Genomic DNA, 24,333 nt, shown 5'->3' with positions numbered 1-24,333 from the left:
TGGTTTAGTTAAATTTGAATGGGAAGCCGGTTCGTTCCGGCTGTTCTAAACGTATCAGGAAATCAAGGACACCGGAACTGCCGTTCATCCAGGCTGCCGTCGGACGGGTATCGCTGCCTTCCAGCCAGTAGATGTGGCCGTTGGCTTCGCGGAAAGCGCTGTTCAGCAGGTTTCCGGCAATGCTGATGGCTTTATCCAGCCAGGTCACATCTTTAAAAACGACGTAGGCATCCAGCATCACCTGCCCAATTCCGGCTACCCCGGAGGCTGCCGATTGGTAATTGCTGTGCAAGCCATCAGGATAGCTGCCGAGTATTTCCTCCGCGGCCAGCCGGTACGGCGGATGCCGGAACACTTGCCATGCCCGGATCAGGCAGGCTGCGATCCCGGCATAGCCGATACCGAACCATGGATCAGTCAGTTTGCTTTTCGCTTTTACCGGCCACATGCCGATGGCGTTTGCGGTGTATCGTTGCCCCAGCAGCCAATCGGCACCTTTCCGCGCCGCGTGTGCCGTAATCCCATCGTCGAACCTGTTGACGTAGCGCAGTAACGTATAAACGATCCCGGAAATGCCGGAAAAAAATCCGGTGGGACGGGCTGTCTCTTTACCATCAGGTCCCGTGATAACCCAGGAACCGTCTTTTTGCTGCCGGTTGACGATCGCGGTAATAGTTTTGTGCAGTTCTTTTTCTAAATCCGCCAGCTGCGGAATATCCAAGGCGGTAAGCAGGCACAGGGCTTTTCCGGCGAGACCCGATTCGACATTGATTTCTTCACTCGTTTTACTTAATTCTCTCCGGATTACAGCAACATGATCCGGGTTGATAAATACGGTTCCTGCACTGATGCTCTGTACTAAAATCGTCGCGAGGCCCCAACCGCCATTAGCCAGGCCTGCGGGCAAATCATGGTGATTCGAAAAATCCAGGGTATGAGCGAGGTTCCTGTTGAAAATATTCACGAGGCCGGCATTTGCATGACCGGAGGCCAGTGCATTTGAAATTACCAGGAGTGTACCGGGTATTCCATTGAAGAGGCTATGGTTATATTGCAACATTCTGACCGGGTTCGCGACACCGGAAGCACCGGGGCCGGGATGGTATAGCCAGTAGCCCCGACCATCGACCGTTGGCGGTGATAGCAAGCTGGCAAGGGCCTTCCCGATGGTTTCACTCAATAAGGGTTTCGCACTATGCCCGGCAGGCCCGTCTGTTGCTCCTCCCGTCAGTAACATCGCCTCATACAATTTGACAGCGGAGATCACTTCGATCAAAACCGGGCGCAAACGCCCGTCCGGGTTCAAACAGGCCGAGATCAATTCGCCCAGCTTCCTGCTGCCGGTCAAAGGTGAGATGGCCTCTTTCAATGCCGGCCGGTTTTCCGGGTTGAACTTGGTCGGCGCCAGTCCCGTAAATGCCCGGAGCAGCAATGCGCCGAAACCGTAGATGTCATCAGCCATTTCCGGTTTTTTTGAGGCGGCTTGCGACGGGGACATATAACCCGGTGTTCCGAGTGAGAATGCCGGAGACGGGATGTCATGGATGAGGTCGTAGGCCAGCTCCAGGTCGAGGGGCACGATCTGGCCGGCACTGACCTGGAAATTTTCCGGATTGAGGTCGCGGTGGAGGAAACCACGGGAATGAAATTGGCCTAATATCCGGCCCACGGCCAATACATAACCTGTCACCTGTAGTTTCACCCCGATTTCGAGGTTTTTCCAGGAGCGCCCGTTGTACAAGCGCTTTAACTCTTCGTGCAGTGACAAGCCTTCCACATATTCCATCACCAGATAATCGTTGCCTTCAGACCCGAAAACCTGATGAACCACAGGTAAAGCCACGTTATTCTTTAATTGTTCATACGCAGCTTGCTGCCAGATCAGTCTATCGCGGACAGTGCGACCATGGTCGTCGCTGCATTGATTACGCTTGCCTTCTTTGAGGACACACCAATTGATTTTCCAGAATGGGTATAAGCACAGGCATTTGAGCACATCGCCTTTCGTATCGCGCTTCAGCTGAGCCATGATGAGATAGCTCTTGCCGATAAGTTTCCTGGTCTTGACCGTCGGATAGGGACAGAAATTGTTGAACGGCCATTCCGAGATTGCTAAATTCCGACCGGTTGATAAGCTGGTCAGCTGCTGATGTTGGACATATTCCACATACAGGCAGTTGCTGAGCCGCTCCGCTGCCGGGACAGCTACCCCTCGCAGATCACCGATGGCGTTGATCAATGAGGCGGCAAGCGCCGACAGATTTTCGGCCGATCGCGGATATACGGACAAGACCTTGCCCGTCTCGTGATTTCCCAGGCCGCCTTCCAGGATCAGGCCATGTACGTTGGCGTTCGCCGGTACGCGAAATACCAGGGATAATGCTGACAGCAACGGGAACAAACGCCCGGCGAGTTCAGGCATTTGCTGCCTGATCACCGGTACGTGAAACACCCAGCGCGCGGCAGGGTCCGGCTGACCCGTCGTCAAATAATGACCAGTGCTCTGGAATGTCAAGCCGTGTTCGGTAAAAAATGACTCGTAGCCTTTTGTCACAGGCAGCTGAGCGTCATGGTGTACCACATTGATCATTTCGCTTTGTTTTTTCATCGGTTCTGGTTCTAAGCCAAAATAACGGTGGAATCGAATGCGAAAACAGTAGCTAATGGGTTGTAGCAATTGTCGTTAAAATAGGGGATAAAACTTTTGGGAATATTTTAATTAAGCGCAGAATCACGGCCGGGAACTACACAACTCAGGGGAATAACTCGCCTGCCCAGGTTCAAGGCCAGCAACCCTTTGCCACTCCATTTTTTACTCTTGTAATTGGTCCTGAACATCATTTATTCCGCTTTCAGAATATTTTCGATGTCGAGTTTGATCTGGAGAAAATTTTTTCTGACCATTTCTTCAGTCACTTCTTTGATCAAAGGCAGTTCTTCGTAGTCCTGTTCCTCATTCTTAATGGCCTCGTGATCATTGATAATCTCGTTGTGGAACACTTTGAGCTCGATTTTATTTTGCGGGTCATCGGCGACCATGCCTACAAACTGACCGGAAGATAACGTGGATATTTTGGCGGCAGGAACGGCAAAATCCAATTGGGTTGATCTACTGACAGAGGTATCCTGGCTGTTGATGGTCAGGCTTTGTTTTTCCTGGTTGATCTTTCCGAAGCGCTCACTCAGTTGTTTGGCGGTATCCCCGGTGACCTGGCCGGATACGATATTACCGACCATATTCATGATCACATCGGCCTGGTCTTTACCGTAATCTTTCTTTAACTGATCGAAGGTCTGCACTGCCAGCGTGGTTGCTACCCTGTTACTTCTTGCGGTGGCGAGCAATCCGTCGATGCCCGATCCGCCGCCCACATAGATCGTAGGAAATTCATCGAAGATCAGGCTGCTTTTGAGTTTGTCTTTTTGATTGACCAGCTTGATCATCCTGGAAATGTATAAGCTTAGCACCGCGCCATAAACCTGCTGCTTTTGCGGATTGTTACCCATACAAACAATTTTGGGTTCGAGCGGATTGTTGATATCCAGGCTAAAGTCGTTACCCGAAAGTACATAGTAAAGTTGAGGGGACGATAACCTGGCCAGGCTGATCTTGGCGCTCGCGATCTGACCTTCCAGCTGATCGAATGCTTCGTTCTTCCAGGCGGAAATGAATGGATTGATCAGTACCTCGATTTCCGGTTCTTTGGCCAGGAGCGGGAAGAGGACGCCATATTCGGCCTGCGAGAGCTCGATCGCATGCGGAACGGAGCAGTATTTTCCACCTGCGTGTTTTTTCAAGAACCATATTAGTGCCGTCAGGAAATTGATTGGTGATTCCACAAAGAAATCGCCCTGGCGTTTGATCCATTCACGGTTCAGCCCGAGCATAAATGTTCGGGCTGATTCCATGGCATCGGTAATATCCTTCATGTCAGAAGGTATGATCGGGTTGCACCGGTGGGTCCTGCTCAGGTCGTCGAAATTGATGATCCAGAGCTTTGGCTTAACTGCATATTGCTTGTGATTCTTCTTCAACGTATTAAAGGCTATTTTGGTGAGGTCATCAAATTTGAAGTCATAAATGAACATGCTGAAGCCCTTTTTGATGTGCTGAGTGATGATGTGCCTGATGACGAAATACGATTTTCCCGCTCCAGGTGTGCCGGGAACAAGTGTGCCTCGAAACGGATTGATGATATTGATCCAGCTGTCCCTTATTTTATTTTTTAACTGGTATCGCGCCGGGAGGTTAATGCTGTATTCGTTTTCCAGGCATCGTTCCTCCTGGGGAAATGTTTCGTTTTCCCTGTTAAAAATATCCCGGGTGAGGTTGACATTGATCAGCTTAAAAGCGATGCCGGCCCCTGATAGGAAAAGGAGGTATCCGGAAGCCGTTGCCGTTATGTAAGCCGTAGCGATCTCCTGCACACCACCGCGAAGCTTTAACAGGAATGCGCTCATAAAGTAGATGAGTAGGCCGGCAGTGCTGCGCAAAAGTGAATCTTTAAGCCGGGCTTTTTCGTCCTTTTTTCCACGCGTACCTATCAACGAAACGACCAGCAACAGCAGGGCTGTTATCTTGGTCATGGTGACCGTTTTGAATATGGGTAGCTTATAGATGGCCTGAAACAGCCGGTTCAGGATTTCGTAATGCCATTGCCAGAAAGTAAATGCCCGATAACATATGAAGTAAAAATGAAGGATCAATACGACAATGCCCAGAAACCTGGTGAAGTCGATGATCTTCCGGAACGCCTGTTCATTTTCCCCTGTTTGCATGGTTTCTTAATTAAAGATTCAAATGCCTTCGCTTTTTCTTTTTTCTCAAAGGATAGGGTACCGTCTCCTGCTGCGCAGTTGCGCTTAACAGTTCTTCCAGGAGCGTTTTGCCTTGACCAACATGGCTGCTATCAGCAACTTCTTTGATATGCCAGAGCTGGTCATGGCCTGCCTGTTGTGTGTTTGCAGCTCGTTGCTGGTCGCCAAACTGCTGAATGATAGCGGCTGCGCTGTACTTTTTACCCAGGTCACTGCCGTTAAAAACCACCTTGTTCACTTCATCGATGAAGGTCAGCCCGTAAACCCTGCCCTCGGTGTTTTTCCGGATGATAATTCTAATGTTTTTCTGATGCAGCTCTTTTTCAAAGCGGCTCAACGAATCGGAAGGAAATGAGGCCTGGTCGATCTTCGACTTCAGCTGCTCCCTGAATGGTCTCCGCAATAATTCATTCAGTTGGAACCGCTTCTCCAGAAGCCTGATCGTCGGTTTTTTAGGCAGCGCGCTTGCTTTAACCGGCACGCCCATTTTTGCACCCCGGCTATCTGTTACCCAATAACGCAGGCCGTTTTGTTGGTACATGACCGACGCTTTCGACCCCCGGTCCGCTAAAACATTAAAACTGCCCAGGATGGCATTGAATTCCGGGAGACTTGTGAACTTGTAATCCCGGATTACCCGGCTGACGACCCCGCTTAATGCTTTTTTGGTTTCGTCCTCGCCATAGCTTAAAGGTTTCAGCGCCGCCTCTTTTTCCAAACTCACCACCTGCTGTTGACCCTCTGCCTGAACCAGCCCGAATTCGATTTCTATCGCTTTTCGCGCCGGTTCCGATCTTTGTTTGCCGATGTTATGCATACTGATGCGTCTGCCATCCGGTTGGATGTTGGTAGCAAGGATATGGATGTGCGGATGACCGGCATCCTCATGCCGGTAAATCAAATAAGGCTGATCACCGAAGCCGATTTTTTGCATGTACCTATCCGCAATCGCATTCAGTGCAGGTACATCCAGTTTTTCCCCGGGACTAAAATTGAGCGATACATGCAGCGCGTTTGTTTTTGTTAGCTGGTTCCGTGAAGCAAGGTCGGTCAGCCGCAACAGCTTATCATGGAACGACAGTTTTTCCAGGTCTTTGGCATAGCCGCTTGCCCCGATAAAACGGGCGTGCCCTTTCCTGACCTTGTTTTCGTTGTAATTCAAGGCGTTGATCAGGCTTTTTCCGCTTTTAATTTTTGCGACCATACATCGGAGTATCTGTCCATCTGCACTTTAATCTGTTCAATTGCCGGTTCGATCTGGCTTTTGATTATGGTCATCAGGTTCATCCAAAGCCGGGCATCGGCAAAGCCATGGGCCGTATTAATGTTCTTTACCGACTGATTCAAATTGTTTCCGACCGCGTTCAATTCCCGCCTGAGCAGCACCAGTTCTTCCAGTATTTCGTCCATCGACTTATCCCGGTAAAAAACCGTCACGGGCTTACCCAATAGTACCGCCCTCCCATAATCGCTCATTTTCCTGAAACGGGATCGTTCGTATTGTTTTTTGAACTGGTTAAACTCCTCCGGCTTGAGTCGTAGGTTCAGCCAGTTGGACCTGTTGTTATGCTGTTCGCCCATATTACATCTTCATTAAATCGACTTCGGAGCGTTTAAATCCATGTCCCCAAACCGACTCCGGAGGGTGGGCAAGATCCGTTTGTGTAACAAACGTACATCTTGCTAACCGCAAAAAGACAGCGGTTTCATTCCGATGATCCTCGTTTTGAAGGCATTTCATTTTCCACTATCGGCTTCGTATTTCTTCCAGGAATTTCTCCAGGGCCTGTATCGTGATTTCCTTTTGAGATAGATCGTGCTGCACGCCATAAGCCTTGATTTTCCTCTTCAGCTCCCTGGGAATCCAGTTGTTAAACCGCGCCTCTTCTGCTTTTGCCGGATGTTTTATTGGCTTTACAGGCAGTACCTGTTGGATCGGTGTCTGTGGTTTTTCGTTTTTGATCTTATCGGCCAGGGAACCCAGCTTTTTTTTGTAGTCATCCATCGCTTTGTTTTTAGTAACCGCCCAGCGAGCTATCAACCTTTATGAACAATGGAACATTTGAGCAATGCGATATTTTTTCATTTGAACAAAGGGAGGTTTGCATAAATGCATCCATGTACAAATGAATATTTCGGCAAAGCTTCAATGCCGCATTTGCAGCATTATTCATCGATAGCATTGTTCCTTTATTCAATTCTACATCTATTCACTCAGCAGATTGATGATTTCCTCCGCTAGAAAAGTCACCTCTTCAATTGCTTTTTGGTCGGCGCTTTTGAGAATCCCGGAAGTCATCGACGACCTTGAAAGGCTAACCCGATCAAAGACACGGGACTTTAAAAGCGGCGTTCCCAATGAACTGAGTAAATCCACCACTTCAGCAGTTATACCTGACCTCGGCTTGATCATGTTAAGGACAATCCCCGCCTTCAGATTTCGATTCCGGGCCTGGGCAAATTTGACCAATGTCAGGGTAGATTTGACCGCCATGACATCAAAAAAACCGGCCTTGGTCGGGATCAACACGAAATCCGAATGAATAAATAATTCATTCAGGCGGTTAGATAAATAAGGTGGGGTATCCACAATAATCAGGTCATAATTCAGGTCCGGAAGCTCGCTTATTTTATCGGGGGACAGGATTTCCATGTCGGGGAAATCTTCCTTCAGGTGGTATATACTTCCCTGAAGATCGGAGTCAATAAGAGCGACGCTCAACTGGTCCTGGAAGCACAGGGCCAAGTTCAATGCCAAAGTGCTTTTTCCTACGCCGCCTTTCTGGTGTGCCAATGTGATGATCTTTGCCATATTTTTTCAATTTTGCTGCAAATGCACAAGTGTTCAAATGCAGTTATCAATATTTGTTCAGCAAAAGTCGTCAGACTGTGATCAGGAAAAGTCCGAGTTGCTCCGACTCGGAGGAAGCTTTTTTCCCAGGCATAAGACTATCAGATAGCATTAAACAACATTGCGGGATATCGGTGAGTTGGCTTGAAAGCGAAAAAAAGTAAGGGAAATAAATCAACTGCATCGTAATCATAAACCAATACTTAGTAAAAAAAAATTCTACTGGCGTTCTGGTTTAATTATTGTATTTGACAGGTGCAAGCCAAATATCTAAATTTGTCAGTAAGCCTTATGAATGACCTGCCAACAATCAGCTTTAATAGATTTACAAGCAAGCATTATTTTTACTTGTCACCGGAAATTTGTGATACCCTTTCGATACCAAACCACGAAGGCCGCGGCTTAACGATATGTCATGAGCAAATTCAAAAACTCTATGAGATACGAGATTCAGTGTTTAAAATGAATAAATCCATTCAGTTGGTCAGGAAAGGAAGGACTCTAAAGCGCTGGGTACACGCGTCGATTGCCGTGACCCTGCTCTTATTAGCTGTCGCAATGGTTGTTGCCAATGCATTTGTTTTGCAATATTTTCCCTTTCTTGACGCGTATTATGATATGACTGTTATAACCTTCGGTATGACGTCCGGCATTTTTCTTTTCATGACATCATTTTCATCAGCGCAGGACGTCGATGTGCTAAGAAATGCGCTTACCATTATGGAGGTCAGAAACCACATAGAAACGGAATTTCTATGTTTTGAATCCCTGGGAGTTCGTCAACAAGGGGCTGATATATCTGAGTCAGAAAGGTTCGCCTGAATCGGAAGCGGTCCATGCACCACATTTCGAAACCAGCAAATGATCGTCAAAACATTAATTTTCAATTATGAATAAAGCATTTAAAGTCGCATTATCAGCAACAACCGGCACCTCCTTTTATGACAGCAGACAGTTATATCTTGTCAATGATTTTTAACGAGGAGTTTCGCGAGCCGAAGCACCTCGTATGATTGCCAGGTCGTCATCCGGGCTTTCAGACCGAGCGAAGCAGGTTACAGGTTGGGGAGCCATTACGCATGAGATTCGTGTTTACAGCGATATATGTTGAATTATCGGAATGCTCGATAGCCTGCAAAATTATTCTGGGTCTGATTAGCAGCTTGAACGGTTCGGTTGCACGCTTTAGTCGCTTTTTTTGATACGTTCGTGCAATTTGCGAATGTCAAGTTTTTCCTTCATCTGTTCCAGGTCTTCGTCGGCAGTGTTGATTCCCAGTTTCTGCTGTACCTGTTCAAGCATCTCCAATATTTTGGTAATTTCAGTTTCAGCTCTGACATTGACTTCAAACTCGACTTGTTCCCGGACTTTTTCCATTTGCCGCTGTCGTTTTTGACTGATCAGGACGGTTATTGACAATATGATCGCGAATACCGATAAGATGGTGTCCAATATATTAAACGGTGACGGATCAAAAGGATGCAGCCACGGGATGAATCCGGCGTTCCAGATGATATAAAGAATGATCAATATCAGGATTATGCCAAGGAACCAGACGCTGCCAAGAAAGTCCGATACGAACGGCGTTTCTAAATTTCCACGTTCAACCTGGTTATTGGATTTTATTTTTGATTTTCGCGGCATATGGTTTAAATTCAACAATAGCAGATTATAATGGTTTGCCCTTGAAGTACATTATGTAAATAGATTAGTACAGCAGTCGCTTTTATTCTGAATGTGCGATGCTAGGATAAATTTGAGCACTGCAAAATCAACAGCGGAATTCAAGAGCCTGATCGAGTAACCTATGAATTGAGCAAATGCGACTGAAACAAGGTGGTCAACGATTACGGAATCTTGCCATATTCAGACAGTGAGAAGCTGCGGGCATTGAAAACTGCGCGATCTTTTTTTATTTTTAATAACCATTGTGTAACTTATAAAAAAGTTTTTACCTTTCTAAGAAACTCCCTTTTATAAATATTAAGCCTAATTTTATGGACGCCGGCCAATACATTTTAAAAAAATGGCTTATCAAATATGAACAGTTTGTTAAAGGCAGACTGACGCCCCTTACGGCCGAAGATGAATCGTCCATCGAGTATTGGAAAACGCAGCTTTTTTTTACCTTATTGCTCTATGGCCTGCCAATCAGCTTCGTTGCGGCATTTCCAGGCATTTATCTTTCAATCGCGAACCGTGATATAACTATGGGTGTTGTCGATATCACCACATTTCTTGGCTTCGCAATAATTACGTTTTCCGGCAGGTTAGCCCTGTTCGCCCGTAAACTATTGTTGATCGGATTATTTTACCCGCTGGCGATATACCTGATCATCGCCTTCGGCTATATTGGACCAGGCATATTTTACCTTTTCGGTTTAACTGTAATCACGACGCTGATCCTTCCTGTTTATTTCGCCTATTGGTCGGTTTTGTTGAGCTCGGCGATCTTAATATCTATTGCTGTTCTGCTCCCGCAAGGTGCCGGCCAATACGGCCCTCAGCAAGTAACTGGTTCAGGAAGCTGGGTTGCTTTTACTTCCAACCTCCTTTTCCTAAGCGGAATTGCGGTTATACTGATCCATCGCATTATTGACCGGCTCGGGGAAACCTTGCTTAACAAGCAGCAATTGACACAGCGCTATCAGATGTTATTTGAAAAAAGCCCATTGCCCATGTGGCTTTTTGATACTGAAACACTTCAATTTAAAGATGTCAACGAAGCCGCGACAAGGCATTACGGATATTCTCATAGAGAATTTCTCAATAAAAAGATAACTGATATTCGACCTGCTGCTGATAATTTCGCGTTGGCAGAAACGGTACAGGCGAATCGCAAATCGGGCATACCTTATGAGCAATACGCCCGTCACTATAAAAAAAACGGGGAATTGATAGATGTGCGAATAGAAAGCAGTTTATTGGAAGTGGAAGGCAAGCTGCTAAGGTTGGTTCTTGCTACGGACATAACCGAGATAATTAGGAATGAAAAGGAAATGGCCGCTGCTAATGAGCGTACCCGAAGATCTGAGTCTGACTTAAGAGCGATCTTTGAAAGTACGGCCGACGGGATCGTATTAATTGACGAACACAACCGCGTAAAGCAATTTAACGCCAAAGCGGCAGATTATATCCGATTTCAGCAAATGCCCAAACAATTTGAAATTGGTCGGGATATTTTCAGCTATGTATCAAGTTTGCTGCACGATGATTTTGCACAGTTGCTATTAAGATCGCAGTCCGGTGAAACCGTACAATATGACCGGCAGTACCGGCTATCGGAGGCTATGATGTGGGTACATTATTCTTTAAGTCCCGTATACACCGATGATAAAGTTACGGGCGTTTGTATTACAGGTCGCGATATTACGCCGGTAAAAACTTATGTTACAAAGATCGAACAACAGAACGACCTTTTCCGTGAAATTGCCTGGACGCAATCTCACGTTGTCCGGGCTCCGATCGCACGTTTACTGGGTTTGTTGCCATTAATCCGAAACCCTGAAACCGATGAGGATTACCAGGCAGCGCTTAAATACATGGAGGAGTCGATCACAGAACTTGACAAAATCGTAAGTGCAGTCATACATCAATCTCACCGGGCGGGGCAAATGCCAAAAATTGTTGAGAAAGATTGACAATTAGTGCAGTCATTACTTTCCAAGCATTGGGCTGCAGCTTTAAACAAATTATGTTACCAGAGACGTTAATAAGATTAAACAAGTGAATGGCAAACAATAACTGGTTCTCCGGATTTACAATCGCCCAACAATCGTAAACATCCCTGTGTTTGCTGGTTACTTACAGCGGAAGAGCAAACCTAAACGTAGAGCGTTTTTTCAGATCTACTCAAATTCTGCCTTCTTACTAGCCTACCAATCTCAGCGCTGAGGTAAAACCAATTAGCTGAATAATGACTAATAAAAAAAAGCCCGCTATGCGGGCCTAATACTAATGTGCGGCGTTTTTCTTATCGGTAACATCTTTACGCAAATCCGTTGCAATGACCTTGATTTGCTGTAACGCGTTGCGAAGGCGTGTTCCTGCTGCTTTGTTGTTTTTCTCATAAAACGCAGTTCCCTCTTTTTCCGCGGTCTCTACTAATGCTTTCAGTTCGGCTAATTTTTCCATTTGTATGTTTTTAATTGGTGAAGCGCAGTGCGCAGGCTTCAAATATAGTATTTTGTTTAAACCCAGCATTCTTAGCAAAAACATATTCGCTGTTGCAGGATTTCTAAAGTTCTCCTTGAAAATGCCAATACTCCGTTGCTCAAGCAATTTACTGAAGTCTAATTTCGTTTAATGGTTATTTTATCGCCAATATATATAACTGAGTCGAATAATTATCTGGTGATAGATATTAGCTTGTTTTTCTGATAGTTAATGTCGAAATTTAATAAGTAAAGCCATTTGCTATGAAAACGATCCTCCGCTTCGAGTTTGATTTCCAATTCTTCTATCCCGAATATAATGGGCCTCGGAATATTATTATGGAAAATCCATTACATATTCCCCAAACAGGCGATCCCGTTAATTTTAAAATCAAAGATTATTTTGAGGATAAAAAGGTGATCAGGAAGTTTGAAGACCTGGAGGACGGCAATGTTTTCTATGCGCAACGCCTGCAAACAACATATGGTAAAGAGACCATTGAGGTTATTGTGGTAATTTATGAAGAGAAAATATTCAAAGAAATTTTTCCGCAATATATCCGGGATAGCCTTTTTTGATTTGAAAGCAATTTTCTTATATGGGCTAATCGCTGTTGCCAACGTGTTAAAATTATAAGAAAGCTTACAAATTTTGCATCCACGATGAACGCCTGGCTTTCTCAAACCGAGTTTCAACACGATGTACATATTATCCTGCGTAAGTACCTGAAAGATCAAATGTTACAAACTCTAAAGTATTTGCAACATTCCCGAAAGTATTATAAAATAAAAAATGTTTGTTTTGTGAGAAACTGACAATCTAAACCATGATTATGAAAAAAATTCTCTGCCTTAGCATATTTGTTGCTGTACTACTGCCCGTTACGGCCTTTACCATTGATGATAATCCGCTTCTGGGAAAATGGGAGCATTCCGGCAAATCTCAGGGACAGCCTTTTAATTTAATGGCAATTTTCAGGGCTAACGGAACGTATGATGGTTTTATCAATAAAAAAGAATTTGTAAGTGGTGTTTATCATATGAATCATGATACCTTATACATTGCCGATGCCACCTGTAATGACAAATATAACGGGACTTATAAGATGGAGTTTTTCGGCAAGCTTGATTCCCTCAAATTCCATGTTATTCAGGACACGTGCGTAGGCCGCAGGCAGGCTACAGACGGAAAGGTGTTTAAAAAACTGGTTACAGCAGGTAAATGATCATCAAATGAAAAAGCTTTGCATGATTATCCTGGCGCTTGGCGCTGTCCTCATTATCTCGCAGAGCGCATTTAAATCCCCCGACTCTTTAACGCAGGCAACACTTGGCCAAAAATTGTTTTTTGATCCGATCCTGTCCCGTACTAAAAAGATCAGCTGCGCGTCATGCCATAAAGAAGAGTTCGCCTTTGCTGATACCTCTGCCGTTAGTTTAGGAGTGCACAGGCGGAAAGGTGTGCGCAATACCCCATCAGCCATGAATATGAGCCTACAGGTCGCATTTTTTTGGGATGGGCGCGCCACCACCCTGGAACAGCAAGCCCTGATTCCGCTTCAAAATCCTATCGAAATGGACTTACCGGTAGCGACAGCCGTATCGAGGTTGCAACACAATGCTTTTTATAAGGCAGCTTTTCAAACTGTTTTCCATGAGGCAGCCAATAGTGCTAATTTAGCCAAAGCATTATCCGCATTTGAAAGAACGTTAGAAGCCGGTGATTCTCCATTTGATGACTGGCGCTTAAATGATAATGAAGCGGCCGTCAGCGAATCGGCAAAACGTGGTTTTGCTATCTTCAATACCAAAGGTCGTTGTATCCAATGTCATTTTGGCCCCGACTTCAACGATGTAGAATTTCGTTCCATTGGTCTCTACGACGGCAAGGCATTACGAGATAGCGGCCGCGCCTGTGTAACTAAAAAAGAGAGTGACGTAGGCAGGTTTAAGATAGGTGCTTTGCGTAACGTGGCGATTACGGCGCCCTATATGCATAACGGTATGTTCAAAACATTACGGCAGGTGATTGACTACTATAATGATCCGGATAAAATAGTTTCCCGCTCCATTAACCGTGATACGCTGCTCAATACGCCAATGGGTTTAACAGAGCAGGAGAAAACCGACCTGGAAAATTTCCTGATTTCCTTAACGGATAAACGTTTCGCAGCGAAATTGAAAAACAAGGGAGCGTCAAACCATTTAAATAGACTATGAGAGTTTATGGCTTTTTGGCGGGCCTGATCCGGCAAGATATCGAAAGTTCGCTATCTGGTCGGCTTTGAAATGCATTTACTTTATCATATAAGCAATGCGCTAAGCATTGCGACCAGTTTTGAAACTATTTATGCTTAAATTAAAACAATGAAACGAGACGCCTTTTTACGGATTTTATCCCTAAGCGGTTCTGTTTTGGCCAGCCCTCTTAGTTTAACTGCCAAGATCCATTCCAAGTTCAGGGAGAAAACAGGTTTTAAAACCGATGCGGGAGCAGACCGTTTTGAAAAACCGATCAGCTTATTTGATGGGGACACTTTTTATACCAAAGTATCAACAAACGATACAGACGGCGATTTGTATGTATACGAATCGTCGCGGGTAAAAAAAGGTGGCCCCAACCTGCACGTACACCATGCGCAAGACGAATGGTGGTACATTTTGGAGGGTGAGTTCATAATTAAAGTAGGCGACAAATTGAACCACGTTAAAACAGGTGATAGTGTTTTCGGTCCGCGGGGTGTACCACACGCGTTTTCAAAAATAGGCGAAGGAGTTGGCCGGATGCTCACAACATTTCAACCAGCAGGCAAAATGGAAGAGTGTTTTATAGCGATTAGTAAAGGGCAAATGAAAGGCAAACCCGAGGCGGAGCAGGATGAGTTTAGAAAACAACATGGTTTTGAACGCGTGGGGCCGCCAATCGATATATTAAAGGCCTTTTAAGGATAAAAAAAAGTTCGCCAGATAGCAGGTTATGGAAACTGGCAGTTTTATATAGATAGTTATTCTGCGCATGCTATATATCGGTAATATTAAAAATTATTAATAGTTCAATTTTGAAATATCAGGATTCTAATTCCGTAAAGTGCGGAAAAAGCAGCTGACGTAGTCCTTATCCGAGGTTACAAATAATAACGCTGAATTTGCCTTCGCACATATCATAGAATTATGATAGACAGCCGACCGGTAACTTATTCAGATGAGAAAAATGTGGACATCGTAAATTAGACTCCAGTCCGGGCGAGTTGTCTTAATTGATTAATGACGGTTTCGTCTCCCCATAGGAAAACGCTTTCGGTATTGTAGGAATAACCTACTTTGAAAGCTTTGTTGCTAATCATTGATTTAAGGTACTCTTCGTATTGCTGCCGTTTGACTTGTATTCGTTTTTGAAGTTCCATCTGTAAACCCTTTAAATTGTCAGACAGTTAAATAGATACTATTGTTCTTTGCAGCCAGATAAATATTTGTTTTATCAAGTTATCCCAAACAATTTAACGGTTGTTTGTTAGACTGTCATCAGCGTTTTAGATATGCAGAAAAAAGTTTTTGCAGGAACAAGTGGTCTGCAGATAGACCGGCCAAAACGGGATTTTCCACTGGCCTATGCTCAATTATCCAGACTGGGTTACTATGCCTTGCACGAGAACAGTATCGAAATTAATAGTTCTTTTTACAAAGTACCGCAGCAAAACACCCTCACCCGGTGGGTCAGGGAGGTGGGACCTGATTTTCTTTTTACGTTTAAACTATGGAGTGAAATCTCGCATAAGAAAAATCTTATTTTCAATGCGGCAGATTTAAGCCGTTTCATGAAAACAATCCATATTATTCCCGAGGTCAACAAGGGATGCTTACTCGTTCAGTTTCCGCCCTCGCTTCATGTAAACGCCATGTCCCAATTACGGGAACTCATAGAATCTTTAAAGTCCTTTCAATGGCCGATTGCAATCGAATTTCGTCATTCTTCCTGGTATCAGGATGAAACTTATGAGCTGTTAAACCTAAATCAAGTTGCGATGGTCATACAGGATATGCCGGCGTCGGGTACACCAATCGAAGTCACATCTGACGAGTTTGTTTATCTGCGATTCCATGGTCCGTCGGGAAATTACAAAGGAAGTTACAGCGATAGTTTTCTTAATGAATACGCCGGATATATTAAAAAATGGCAGGAAGAAGGCAAAGCTATTTATCTTTATTTCAACAATACCGCGGGCGCTGCGCTTGAGAATCTTCAATCCTTAAAAAAATGCCTTGCGGATCACTATAAATAAGCTGGTCAAAGTATTGATAAGCTTATCGGCTCTGTATACAGATAATTATGACATGCCCTTTAAATGCGGTTTCCTCCGGCAGCATCTTGATTGATCACGATGGCTAACTACCGGTTATATTGTTTGACCAGCAATCTAAGGAACCCTTCTGTTTGATCAGACAGCATATTCCTATCTACCCTCCACCGCCAGTTACCGGTTTTTGACGCGGGAACGTTGATCCGACTTTTTTCATCAAGGCCCAGAATATCCTGTAATGGGCTAATGGCTAAGGCTGCCACTGAGGCATAGCAGGTTTCCAGCATCAGCCGATTTATATTTCTCCTATTGACATTAGTTCTGAAGTATTCGTTGAGATGCCGGCGTTCCTCTGCGGTAGCGTCGTTTTTCAACCAGCCAAGTAATGTATTATTATCATGGGTACCGGTATAGGTTATGCTGTTTGACAAGTGATTGTGGGGCGCGTGTACGGAGACCGGCATATCTCCTCCGAAAGCGTACTGTAAAACATTCATTCCCGGAAAAGCAAATTGGTCACGAAGCTCATAAACGTTTTGGTCGATATCTCCCAGATCTTCGCCAATAAAGGGGATAGCTCCGATTTCTTTCTTTAAAGCCTGAAAGATCTTTGCCCCGGGACCGAGTTCCCAACTACCGTGGATGGCATTTTTTTCGCCAGCCGGAATTTCCCAAAAACGCTGGAATCCCCGGAAATGATCTAATCTGATCAAATCGAAGAATTCCATATTCTTTTTTATTCTTGCTATCCACCAGGCATATCCGGTTGAGCGGTGTTCCGGCCATTTATAAACCGGCATATTCCACAATTGCCCGCCTGCATTAAAATAGTCGGGAGGTACACCAGCTACACCGGCCAGGTTTTTATCCTGATCCAGCTTAAACAGTTCAGGATGGGACCACACATCGGCGGAATCATAACTTACATAAAAGGGAAGGTCACCTATAAACTTTAAACCTGTTTGATGTCCCAATAATTTCAATGCCTGCCATTGGCGGAAAAAAATAAATTGCCGCCACATCGAATGATCGATCTCGTGCACATGCTGGCCTTGAAATAATTCAATAGCCTTTTTTTTACGATATTTAAGCTCATAAGGCCATTCATACCAGGGGCTATCGTTATAATAGTGCTTAATGGATTCAAACAATGCGAAGTCATGTAGCCAGGCCCGTTCCTTTACCTTAAAATCTTCATATTGGTTTTGAAATGGATTATCAGTGGTCTGCTTAAAACGTGTATGAGCTACGTTGAGCAATTCGTTTTTGATCAAAGCTGCCCGATCGTAATTAACCATGGAATTACCCAATCGCCTGAACTTTGCTGTCTCCTCTGCAGTTAACCAGCCATCGTTTACCAAATCGTCCGGGCTGATCAGCAAAGTGTTGCCTGCCATACTCGATATCGAACTATAAGGAGAATTGCCGGAAGCTTTACTGGTAGCGTTTACCGGAAGCAACTGCCAGTAACGTTGGTGCGAATGCCCAAGGAATTTTATAAATCTTCGCGCTTCAGGGCCCATGTCTCCGATGCTGTATGGAGATGGGAGCGAGGTGATATGCAGGATAATGCCCGCACTGCGTTTTTCTGAAACAGGCTCTGATCTTAATAAAAGCAAAGGCACAGTTTGCAAACTTTCGTTTAAAGGAATTGCAGTGTCCAACAATACCTTTTCATTTGTTAAAACAGAAGTCCATTGTAAAGGCGCATCGGGCGGCAGCATGATTTTAGTATCCGCCCAACCTTCATCCACCCGACTTATCGCCGCGGTATGGAGAGCCGAGATGCTGATGACCCATTGCCGCTGGTATACCCGTGCAAATGCGACGAAATGGGATTTAAATTTACCTTCCACTTGGAGTGGGATGTAAGTGCCGAGGTTAAATAGAGACGGATTAAGCTTCCGTTCTGCTAAAAGCTTTTGTGTCAGCCATAATTTTAATAAGCCATTTTCCTTGTTTTGGCAAAGTGCTTCGTATTTAAAGCTTTTGATCTTGCGGAGTGAAGATGCGCGACGCTCATAGTCAACAGGTCTCCGGTTATCGGGGTCTACCAGGCTGAAATCCCAAAGTTCACAGCCCTGGTAAGTGTCCGGGACACCCGGTGATGTGAATTTTAAAAATACCTGCGTGAGTGAATTGTTGATGAAGGCGTCGGATATCCTGTGCTGGAACTGCCTCAGGCTTTTCAAGAATTCCGCGCTGCCAAGTAATTTGCGTGCAAATAGCAGCGTCCCTTGTTCATATTGATCATCCGGTTCTGCCCACTGGGTGTGCAATTTGGCTTCCCTAAGTGCCTTCGTAAGATATTCCTCGAGCCTGGTGACCGACTGATCATCCGGCTCATTGTTGAGGCCGATAAAACCGACCAGGGTTTGATAGATCAGATATTCATCGTTGCTATCTGGAATGTTCCCTGTTTTATACTGCTGGTTTGCAATCTGCCAGGCATTAACCTGTTCAACCCATTTTTCGGGAATATCGGTTAAAACGTTCAGCCTGGCCCGTACATCTTCGCCGCGTTTAGTGTCGTGTGTGGCAGTTCCATTCATCGAAAGCGGCCAACTCCCCTGTCGCTCGATCATGCAGGCATGAAATTGCTTAACGTTTATTCCAAACTCCTCCGGGGAATCGCCAACCTCGTTATGCCCGATAAATCTGTCATAAGTGTACATCAGCGTATCTTCCACACCCTTAGCCATCAAAGGCCCAGTAAACTGCATGCAACGCTGGAAGAAGAACGAGATATCAGCCTGTACCTTGATGGGATGAACGGCCGTAAACAATTCGTTCAGGTAAGACGCTGGTTCTTCAAGTTCAGGGTTAGCCGCCGCTACCTGCCGGAATATTCCCTTCAAAACATCAGCCTCTGCAAATTGGAGTGGAAATTGGTTGCTGTAGTAACGATATACCGGACAGTGGATCAGAAAAGCTCCGATTGCCGCTTTCCACTTTTCCTCTTTAATATTTTGCAGGTTTTGTTGCGTTATTGGGATTTTACTGAATAGCCGGTACAGGTTGTCGAGTTCCCCTGCCATGTGGCGGTAAAGTATATCGCTTTTCTTTTCGATTATCGACCGCCTGACCGGTTTTCTGTCGGTCGCGAAGCTCTTGTAAAAATCGGTAAACAATTTTTTACTTCGGGTCTCGGTGAGGAGATTATTGACAACACCCAGGAAGTCATAACCCGTATTGCCCTGTACTGGCCAGTGCTGCGGAAACTGTTCACCCTGTTCAAGGATCTTTTCTACCGCGATATATACCTGATCGCCTGCCAGTGCCCTCAGCCTTTCCAGATAAGTTGTTGGATCGAACAAGCCGTCAATATGATCGACGCGCAAACCCTGGATCAGGTCGTGTTCAAGCAAAGTTTTCAAAAAACTATGATAGGTATGGAAAACATTTTCATCCTGTATATTAAGGCATATCAAACCGTTAACCGTAAAAAAGCGTCTGTAATTAATTTTATGGTCAGTATCCTGCCAGAAGCTTAGCAAATAATGCTGTTGATCAATGACTTTTCTCAGCCGTTCAGGATCGAGATTGATCTTTGCTGCAACGGATTCAACATAGGCTTGCAAGTCATTATTTAAACCCCGTAACGCATTTCCCAATGGCTTGACCGAATCTCTGCTGTTAATATCGGACAGCAATCGTACCAATTCAACGGGTTTAGCATCTTCCGATTCCAGTATTTTTAGAACCGATTCCTGATTCAACGGATAGCCTTGCCCGAGATAATCGATGGTAAAGTTCCCGGCTGCATATTTGATTTGGATCATATTGCTATTAATCGCCTCATCAAGCGGTTCGCCCAAAAAAGGCACCATCAGTTTACCGTCAAAAGCGGGGTTTTCCCAGTCAATATCAAAAAAGCTAACGTAATCGGAGGATTGACCTTTTTCCAATACGTCCGCAAGCCAGGGGTTACCGGGATCAAAAGCCATATGATTAGGTACTATGTCCTGCAGCCAATTCATGCCGAAACTTTTCAGCTTCGAGCGTATTGCCTGAAGTTCTTCCAATGTTCCTATTTCCGGATTGATCCGGTGAGGATTAATTACATCATAGCCGTGCATACTGCCTTTTGTCGCCTCAAAAATCGGCGAGGCGTAAATGGTCACCACACCTAACTCATGTAAGTAGGGGATGATCTCCATGAAATTTTTAAAGTTGAAATCCTTGTGGAATTGTATGCGGTATGTGGAAACAGGATTAAACATATTCTTCAAATATTAAAATGCTTTGAGCTGGAATGACAATCAGGGAAGATGATAGAAACGCATCATTGTTAATGACTGGCCCGCCCCATTCTGCAGAAGCTGAATTAAAAATGATCGAGACGTTCTCCTTGAATGCAGGCAGCATACATTCCCTGTCCCGGGTTGAGAAGTTGAGCAGGCAGTGGATTTTTTTTTCGTTGCTCCACCGGGTTAAAAGCAGCGTATTGTTGATTTTATTGGAGATAACCTCCATATTTCGCCTGTCCGGAACACGCAAAACAGGATGGGATTTGCGAAGGTTGAGGAGCGCCTGGTAATAGTTAAACATGGTCCGATGGGTTCCTGAACCGATTTTTTCCCATTGCAGCTTAGATCGATGGAAGGTGTTTTCATCTTGCGGATCGGGCGCATCGCCTTCCGTATGGAAAGCTTCAAATTCAGCTTTTCGCCCCTGTTGTACTGCTGTGATCAGTTCCGGATCCGTGTGACTCACAAAATATAGAAAGGGATTGGATTCAGCATATTCTTCGCCCATGAACAGCATCGGCAAAAAAGGGCTGACCATGACCGACGCGGCCATCAGTTTCTGCATTTCAAAGTTGAATAAAGCGGATGACCTTTCCCCAAGCATACGGTTACCCACCTGGTCGTGATTTTGCGAGAATACCACGAATTGCTGACCTTGATTTTCAACAGGATCGGTGCCAAAAGTTTTTTGGCGATGTTCAGAATAGCGGCCGTGGTATACATAAGCGTGTTCAAATGCGGCGCCGAGATCTTCAATGCCATGAAAGTCACCAAAATAGCCCTCTCGCTTACCACCTGCGCAAATCCGCAACGCGTGATGGAACTCATCGATCCATTGACTGTCCAGTCCGTGCCCCCCCTCTTTGAGCGGATCGATAAAACGGTGATCGTTCAAGTCGCATTCCGCGATCAGGTAATGTGACTTCCCGGTACATTGCTTCAAATCATTGAGCGCAAGTGTTAATTCTTTCAGCACGTGTACAGGGCTGAAATCTTTAATGGCATGAACAGCATCCAATCTCAAGGCATCGACATGGAAATCACGGCACCACATCAGTGCGTTTTCAATGAAATAGCGCCTAACCTCGTCACAGCCTGCATCATCGAAATTGATGGCATTTCCCCAGGGCGTTTTGTATTTTTCTGTAAAAAAGGGACCATATTTTCCGAAGTAATTGCCCTCAGGACCTATATGGTTATAGACTACATCCAAAATCACGGCAAGGCCTTTCCTGTGACATTGATCAACTAGCTGCTGCAGCGCAGCCGGGCCGCCATAGGAATTATGTACGGCATAAGGAAAAACGCCATCATAACCCCAGTTGCGATCACCGGGAAACTGTGCGACAGGCATGAACTCGATGGCTGTGATACCCAGGGCAGCCAAATAATCTAATTTTTTCGCGATACCATCAAATGTCCCCTCAGGTGTAAATGTCCCGGTATGCAGCTCATAGATCAGGTAGTTTTGTAGCGGGATATTGTCCCAGCGCTGATCCGTCCATTTCATACCCGATACATCGAACGCGGACGAGGCTCCGTGTACACCGTCCGGCTGGTACAGAGAATGAATGTCAGGCCATGTTTCACCGTCGATGACCACTTGATAATTCATTCCGGGGCGAAGTTCTCCGGTACGCATTTGCCAATAGCCGCGCGTTTTTTGCTCAAGTAACAGATCGTTGCCGGTATCCGGGCGAATTGATACCTGCTCTGCCTGCGGCACCCATAGCAAAATCTCGGCTATGCCGGCTTCAAAATTTACGCCTAAAGTCCTTCTATTCATCATCACCCTGATTTTGTCTTATTGTATCGTCCTTTAACAATACCACAGACCGGCCTTCAACATGAACCGTTTCCTGCGGTTTATAAATCCGGTCCGGGGCTGTATCGGAAGTGCTCGTGTCGAGGACGACTTTCCATTGCCTGCCATAAGTTTCATGAGGAAGTTTATAATCTAATCCCAGGTCATGCGCGTTAAAGACCAGGTAAAAAGTATCGTCCACAACCTGTTTGCCATCTGAACCGACGCCATGAATTCCATTGCCGTTGAGATATATGGCCACAGACTTTGCGTAGTTCTGTTGCCAGTGGCTTTCTTCCATCTGTGTTCCGTCCGAAAGGAACCAGGCTATATCTTCTATGTTCGATTCATTAACAGCAACGCCTTTGAACCATTCTTTTCTGGAAAAGACGGAGTGGCTGTTCCGTAAGCTGATCAGTTTTCTGGTGAATTCCAGGAGTTCATGATCTACAGATTCCCAGTTGATCCAGGAGATTTCGTTGTCCTGGCAATAAGCATTGTTATTACCTTGCTGGGTACGGCTGATTTCGTCACCCGCGACGAGCATGGGCACGCCCTGGGACAGGAAGAGCGTAGTCAAGAGATTTCTTTTTTGACGCTGCCTTAAACTGATAATGTCCGGATCGTCAGTTGGTCCCTCGGCGCCGCAATTCCAGGACCTGTTGTGGCTTTCCCCATCTTTATTACCTTCCCCGTTAGCCTCGTTGTGTTTTTCATTATAGGATACCAGATCGTTAAGCGTAAAGCCATCATGCGCGGTGATGAAATTGATACTGGCCGTAGGGCGGCGGTAATCTTTATAAAGGTCAGCGCTGCCTGTTACGCGGTCCGCGAACTCTGGTAGGGTATTCTCCGAGCCGCTCCAGTAGTCCCTTATGCAATCGCGGTACTTTCCGTTCCATTCCGCCCAGCCCGGAGGAAATTTACCTACCTGGTAACCGCCTTCACCAACGTCCCATGGCTCGGCTATCAGTTTGACTTGTGATATTACCGGATCCTGGTGAATGATGTCGAAAAATGCGCCCAGGCGGTTTACTTCATGTAGCTCGCGTGCGAGGGTGGCCGCCAGATCGAACCTGAAACCGTCGACGTGCATTTCTGTAATCCAATAGCGCAGGCTATCCATCATCAGGCGCAGAACGTTTGGCAGGTAGGCATTCAAGGTATTGCCCGTGCCTGTATAATCATTGTAATAACGTTTATCATCAGTGAGCCGGTAATAGGAAGCATTGTCAATACCTTTAAAAGATAAAGTTGGGCCTAACTGGTTGCCTTCTGCAGTATGGTTGTATACCACATCCAGGATGACCTGGATGCCTGCCTTATGTAATTCCTTTACCATCGTTTTGAACTCAGTAACCTGCTCGCCTTTGGTGCCCGAGCCTGAATATCTCGAGTCAGGAGCGAAAAAACCAATGGTGTTATATCCCCAGTAATTACTCAATCCGTTCTCTTTCAGATGCCGATCGGAAATGAACTGATGTACAGGCATCAGTTCGATCGCCGTAATTCCCAGATCTTGTAAATATTTGATACTCGCAGGGTGGGCGATTCCGGCATAGGTCCCACGTAAATTTTCCGGTATTTCAGGATTGAGCTGCGTAAACCCTTTGACGTGGGCTTCATAAATGACTGTATTATAATATTGGTAACTTGGAGAAGTGTCACCCTCCCAGTCGAAGTGCTGATCGATGACTACAGATTTTGGAATAAACGGCGCACTGTCGCTATCGCTGAAACTCAGGTCTTGCGCCTCATCTCCCACTTTATAGCTGTATAAGGCATCATTCCATTTTATACTACCTGAAATTGCCTTAGCGTAGGGATCAATCAGCAGTTTATTGGGGTTGAAACGATGGCCGTTTTCAGGTTCGTACGGCCCATGCACGCGAAAACCGTATAGCTGGCCGGGGGCAATTCCTTCAATATAGATGTGCCAGATGAAATTTGTTTTTTCCGTTACGGAAATTTTGGTTGTTTCATGCTGATCATTCTCCGAATCAAACAGGCATAGTTCTACTGCAGTTGCGTTTTCTGAGTATAGGGTAAAGTTAACTCCGTTGCCGTCCCAGGTGGGACCGAGTGGGAAAGGTTTTCCGGGTAGTATATTAGATTCCATTAATTGTTATTCAAATTGTTGAATACTAAATTAATTAAA

The 24,333-nt window shown here is 45.3% G+C and carries 18 protein-coding genes; 7 read left to right on the top strand and 11 right to left on the bottom strand.

Annotation, left to right across the window (positions count from 1 at the left end):
* Positions 1-4: 4 nt before the first annotated feature.
* From DEO27_RS20870 to DEO27_RS20845, 6 genes are all read right to left on the bottom strand, one after another.
* A complete protein-coding gene (locus DEO27_RS20870; RefSeq protein WP_112575086.1) occupies positions 5-2,608 on the bottom strand; it encodes a lanthionine synthetase LanC family protein in 2,604 nt (867 codons plus the stop codon).
* 233 nt (positions 2,609-2,841) lie between these two features.
* On the bottom strand, positions 2,842-4,779 hold the full coding sequence (gene mobC / locus DEO27_RS20865) for a conjugal transfer protein MobC (RefSeq protein ID WP_112575085.1): 1,938 nt from the start codon (positions 4,777-4,779) through the stop codon (positions 2,842-2,844).
* A gap of 10 nt (positions 4,780-4,789) precedes the next feature.
* Positions 4,790-6,022: a relaxase/mobilization nuclease domain-containing protein gene (locus DEO27_RS20860; RefSeq protein ID WP_112575084.1), complete on the bottom strand. Its 1,233-nt coding sequence runs from the start codon at positions 6,020-6,022 to the stop codon at positions 4,790-4,792.
* Positions 5,989-6,399: a plasmid mobilization protein gene (locus DEO27_RS20855; protein ID WP_112575083.1), complete on the bottom strand. Its 411-nt coding sequence runs from the start codon at positions 6,397-6,399 to the stop codon at positions 5,989-5,991. The genes DEO27_RS20860 and DEO27_RS20855 overlap by 34 nt, the downstream gene beginning before the upstream one ends.
* 166 nt (positions 6,400-6,565) lie before the next feature.
* Complete coding sequence (locus DEO27_RS20850; RefSeq protein WP_146750122.1) at positions 6,566-6,823, bottom strand: hypothetical protein; 258 nt, start codon at positions 6,821-6,823, stop codon at positions 6,566-6,568.
* Positions 6,824-7,024: 201 nt separating this feature from the next.
* Positions 7,025-7,630 (bottom strand): ParA family protein, encoded by a 606-nt coding sequence (locus tag DEO27_RS20845; RefSeq protein ID WP_112575081.1) that lies wholly within the window; start codon positions 7,628-7,630, stop codon positions 7,025-7,027.
* 330 nt (positions 7,631-7,960) lie between these two features.
* Here DEO27_RS20845 and DEO27_RS20840 point away from each other — a divergent pair, with 330 nt between their 5' ends.
* Entirely contained in the window at positions 7,961-8,491 is a 531-nt protein-coding gene (locus DEO27_RS20840) for a hypothetical protein (RefSeq protein WP_112575080.1), read from the top strand.
* A 363-nt stretch (positions 8,492-8,854) separates the two neighbouring features.
* Here DEO27_RS20840 and DEO27_RS20835 read toward each other — a convergent pair whose 3' ends face one another.
* Complete coding sequence (locus DEO27_RS20835) at positions 8,855-9,313, bottom strand: DUF1003 domain-containing protein (RefSeq protein ID WP_112575079.1); 459 nt, start codon at positions 9,311-9,313, stop codon at positions 8,855-8,857.
* A gap of 353 nt (positions 9,314-9,666) precedes the next feature.
* On the opposite strand from DEO27_RS20835, the gene DEO27_RS20830 reads away from it, so the two are divergent.
* Positions 9,667-11,310, top strand: coding sequence for a PAS domain-containing protein (locus DEO27_RS20830; protein WP_112575078.1), 1,644 nt, complete (start codon positions 9,667-9,669; stop codon positions 11,308-11,310).
* 313 nt (positions 11,311-11,623) lie between these two features.
* Here the strand turns inward: DEO27_RS20830 and DEO27_RS20825 are convergent, their stop codons facing one another.
* Entirely contained in the window at positions 11,624-11,803 is a 180-nt protein-coding gene (locus tag DEO27_RS20825) for a histone H1 (protein WP_112575109.1), read from the bottom strand.
* Positions 11,804-12,087: 284 nt separating this feature from the next.
* Between DEO27_RS20825 and DEO27_RS20820 the strand changes: the two genes are divergently transcribed.
* The 5 genes from DEO27_RS20820 to DEO27_RS20800 all read left to right on the top strand — a co-directional run bounded on the left by DEO27_RS20820 (position 12,088) and on the right by DEO27_RS20800 (position 16,103).
* Entirely contained in the window at positions 12,088-12,402 is a 315-nt protein-coding gene (locus tag DEO27_RS20820) for a hypothetical protein (RefSeq protein ID WP_112575077.1), read from the top strand.
* 254 nt (positions 12,403-12,656) lie between these two features.
* Complete coding sequence (locus DEO27_RS20815) at positions 12,657-13,049, top strand: hypothetical protein (protein ID WP_146750121.1); 393 nt, start codon at positions 12,657-12,659, stop codon at positions 13,047-13,049.
* Between the two features lie 7 nt (positions 13,050-13,056).
* A complete protein-coding gene (locus DEO27_RS20810; RefSeq protein ID WP_223818010.1) occupies positions 13,057-14,043 on the top strand; it encodes a cytochrome-c peroxidase in 987 nt (328 codons plus the stop codon).
* Positions 14,044-14,190: 147 nt separating this feature from the next.
* Positions 14,191-14,769, top strand: a complete 579-nt coding sequence (locus DEO27_RS20805) for a cupin domain-containing protein (RefSeq protein ID WP_112575075.1) — start codon at positions 14,191-14,193, stop codon at positions 14,767-14,769.
* 590 nt (positions 14,770-15,359) lie between these two features.
* Entirely contained in the window at positions 15,360-16,103 is a 744-nt protein-coding gene (locus DEO27_RS20800) for a DUF72 domain-containing protein (protein WP_112575074.1), read from the top strand.
* Between the two features lie 107 nt (positions 16,104-16,210).
* On the opposite strand, the gene treY is transcribed toward DEO27_RS20800, so the two are convergent.
* Genes treY through glgX form a run of 3 tightly spaced genes read right to left on the bottom strand, consistent with a single transcriptional unit; the run spans position 16,211 to position 24,294 of the window.
* Positions 16,211-20,344 carry a malto-oligosyltrehalose synthase gene (treY, locus tag DEO27_RS20795; protein ID WP_112575073.1) on the bottom strand — a complete coding sequence of 1,378 codons (4,134 nt, stop codon included), beginning with the start codon at positions 20,342-20,344 and terminating at the stop codon, positions 16,211-16,213.
* Entirely contained in the window at positions 20,337-22,160 is a 1,824-nt protein-coding gene (gene treZ, locus DEO27_RS20790; protein ID WP_112575072.1) for a malto-oligosyltrehalose trehalohydrolase, read from the bottom strand. The genes treY and treZ overlap by 8 nt, the downstream gene beginning before the upstream one ends.
* Complete coding sequence (gene glgX / locus DEO27_RS20785) at positions 22,150-24,294, bottom strand: glycogen debranching protein GlgX (protein WP_112575071.1); 2,145 nt, start codon at positions 24,292-24,294, stop codon at positions 22,150-22,152. The genes treZ and glgX overlap by 11 nt, the downstream gene beginning before the upstream one ends.
* Positions 24,295-24,333: the final 39 nt, after the last annotated feature.

Origin of the sequence: Mucilaginibacter rubeus (assembly GCF_003286415.2) — a bacterium.
Taxonomy (GTDB): Bacteria; Bacteroidota; Bacteroidia; order Sphingobacteriales; family Sphingobacteriaceae; genus Mucilaginibacter; species Mucilaginibacter rubeus_A.
This window is presented reverse-complemented; position numbering and strand designations above follow the sequence as displayed.

Bases quoted from the DNA above. Each gene is read 5' to 3' on its own strand.
- DEO27_RS20870 (WP_112575086.1), bottom strand. From the start codon at position 2,608: ATGAAAAAACAAAGCGAAATGATCAATGTGGTACACCATGACGCTCAG.
- mobC (WP_112575085.1), bottom strand. From the start codon at position 4,779: ATGCAAACAGGGGAAAATGAACAGGCGTTCCGGAAGATCATCGACTTC.
- DEO27_RS20860 (WP_112575084.1), bottom strand. From the start codon at position 6,022: ATGGTCGCAAAAATTAAAAGCGGAAAAAGCCTGATCAACGCCTTGAAT.
- DEO27_RS20855 (WP_112575083.1), bottom strand. From the start codon at position 6,399: ATGGGCGAACAGCATAACAACAGGTCCAACTGGCTGAACCTACGACTC.
- DEO27_RS20850 (WP_146750122.1), bottom strand. From the start codon at position 6,823: ATGGATGACTACAAAAAAAAGCTGGGTTCCCTGGCCGATAAGATCAAA.
- DEO27_RS20845 (WP_112575081.1), bottom strand. From the start codon at position 7,630: ATGGCAAAGATCATCACATTGGCACACCAGAAAGGCGGCGTAGGAAAA.
- DEO27_RS20840 (WP_112575080.1), top strand. From the start codon at position 7,961: ATGAATGACCTGCCAACAATCAGCTTTAATAGATTTACAAGCAAGCAT.
- DEO27_RS20835 (WP_112575079.1), bottom strand. From the start codon at position 9,313: ATGCCGCGAAAATCAAAAATAAAATCCAATAACCAGGTTGAACGTGGA.
- DEO27_RS20830 (WP_112575078.1), top strand. From the start codon at position 9,667: ATGGACGCCGGCCAATACATTTTAAAAAAATGGCTTATCAAATATGAA.
- DEO27_RS20825 (WP_112575109.1), bottom strand. From the start codon at position 11,803: ATGGAAAAATTAGCCGAACTGAAAGCATTAGTAGAGACCGCGGAAAAA.
- DEO27_RS20820 (WP_112575077.1), top strand. From the start codon at position 12,088: ATGAAAACGATCCTCCGCTTCGAGTTTGATTTCCAATTCTTCTATCCC.
- DEO27_RS20815 (WP_146750121.1), top strand. From the start codon at position 12,657: ATGAAAAAAATTCTCTGCCTTAGCATATTTGTTGCTGTACTACTGCCC.
- DEO27_RS20810 (WP_223818010.1), top strand. From the start codon at position 13,057: ATGAAAAAGCTTTGCATGATTATCCTGGCGCTTGGCGCTGTCCTCATT.
- DEO27_RS20805 (WP_112575075.1), top strand. From the start codon at position 14,191: ATGAAACGAGACGCCTTTTTACGGATTTTATCCCTAAGCGGTTCTGTT.
- DEO27_RS20800 (WP_112575074.1), top strand. From the start codon at position 15,360: ATGCAGAAAAAAGTTTTTGCAGGAACAAGTGGTCTGCAGATAGACCGG.
- treY (WP_112575073.1), bottom strand. From the start codon at position 20,344: ATGTTTAATCCTGTTTCCACATACCGCATACAATTCCACAAGGATTTC.
- treZ (WP_112575072.1), bottom strand. From the start codon at position 22,160: ATGATGAATAGAAGGACTTTAGGCGTAAATTTTGAAGCCGGCATAGCC.
- glgX (WP_112575071.1), bottom strand. From the start codon at position 24,294: ATGGAATCTAATATACTACCCGGAAAACCTTTCCCACTCGGTCCCACC.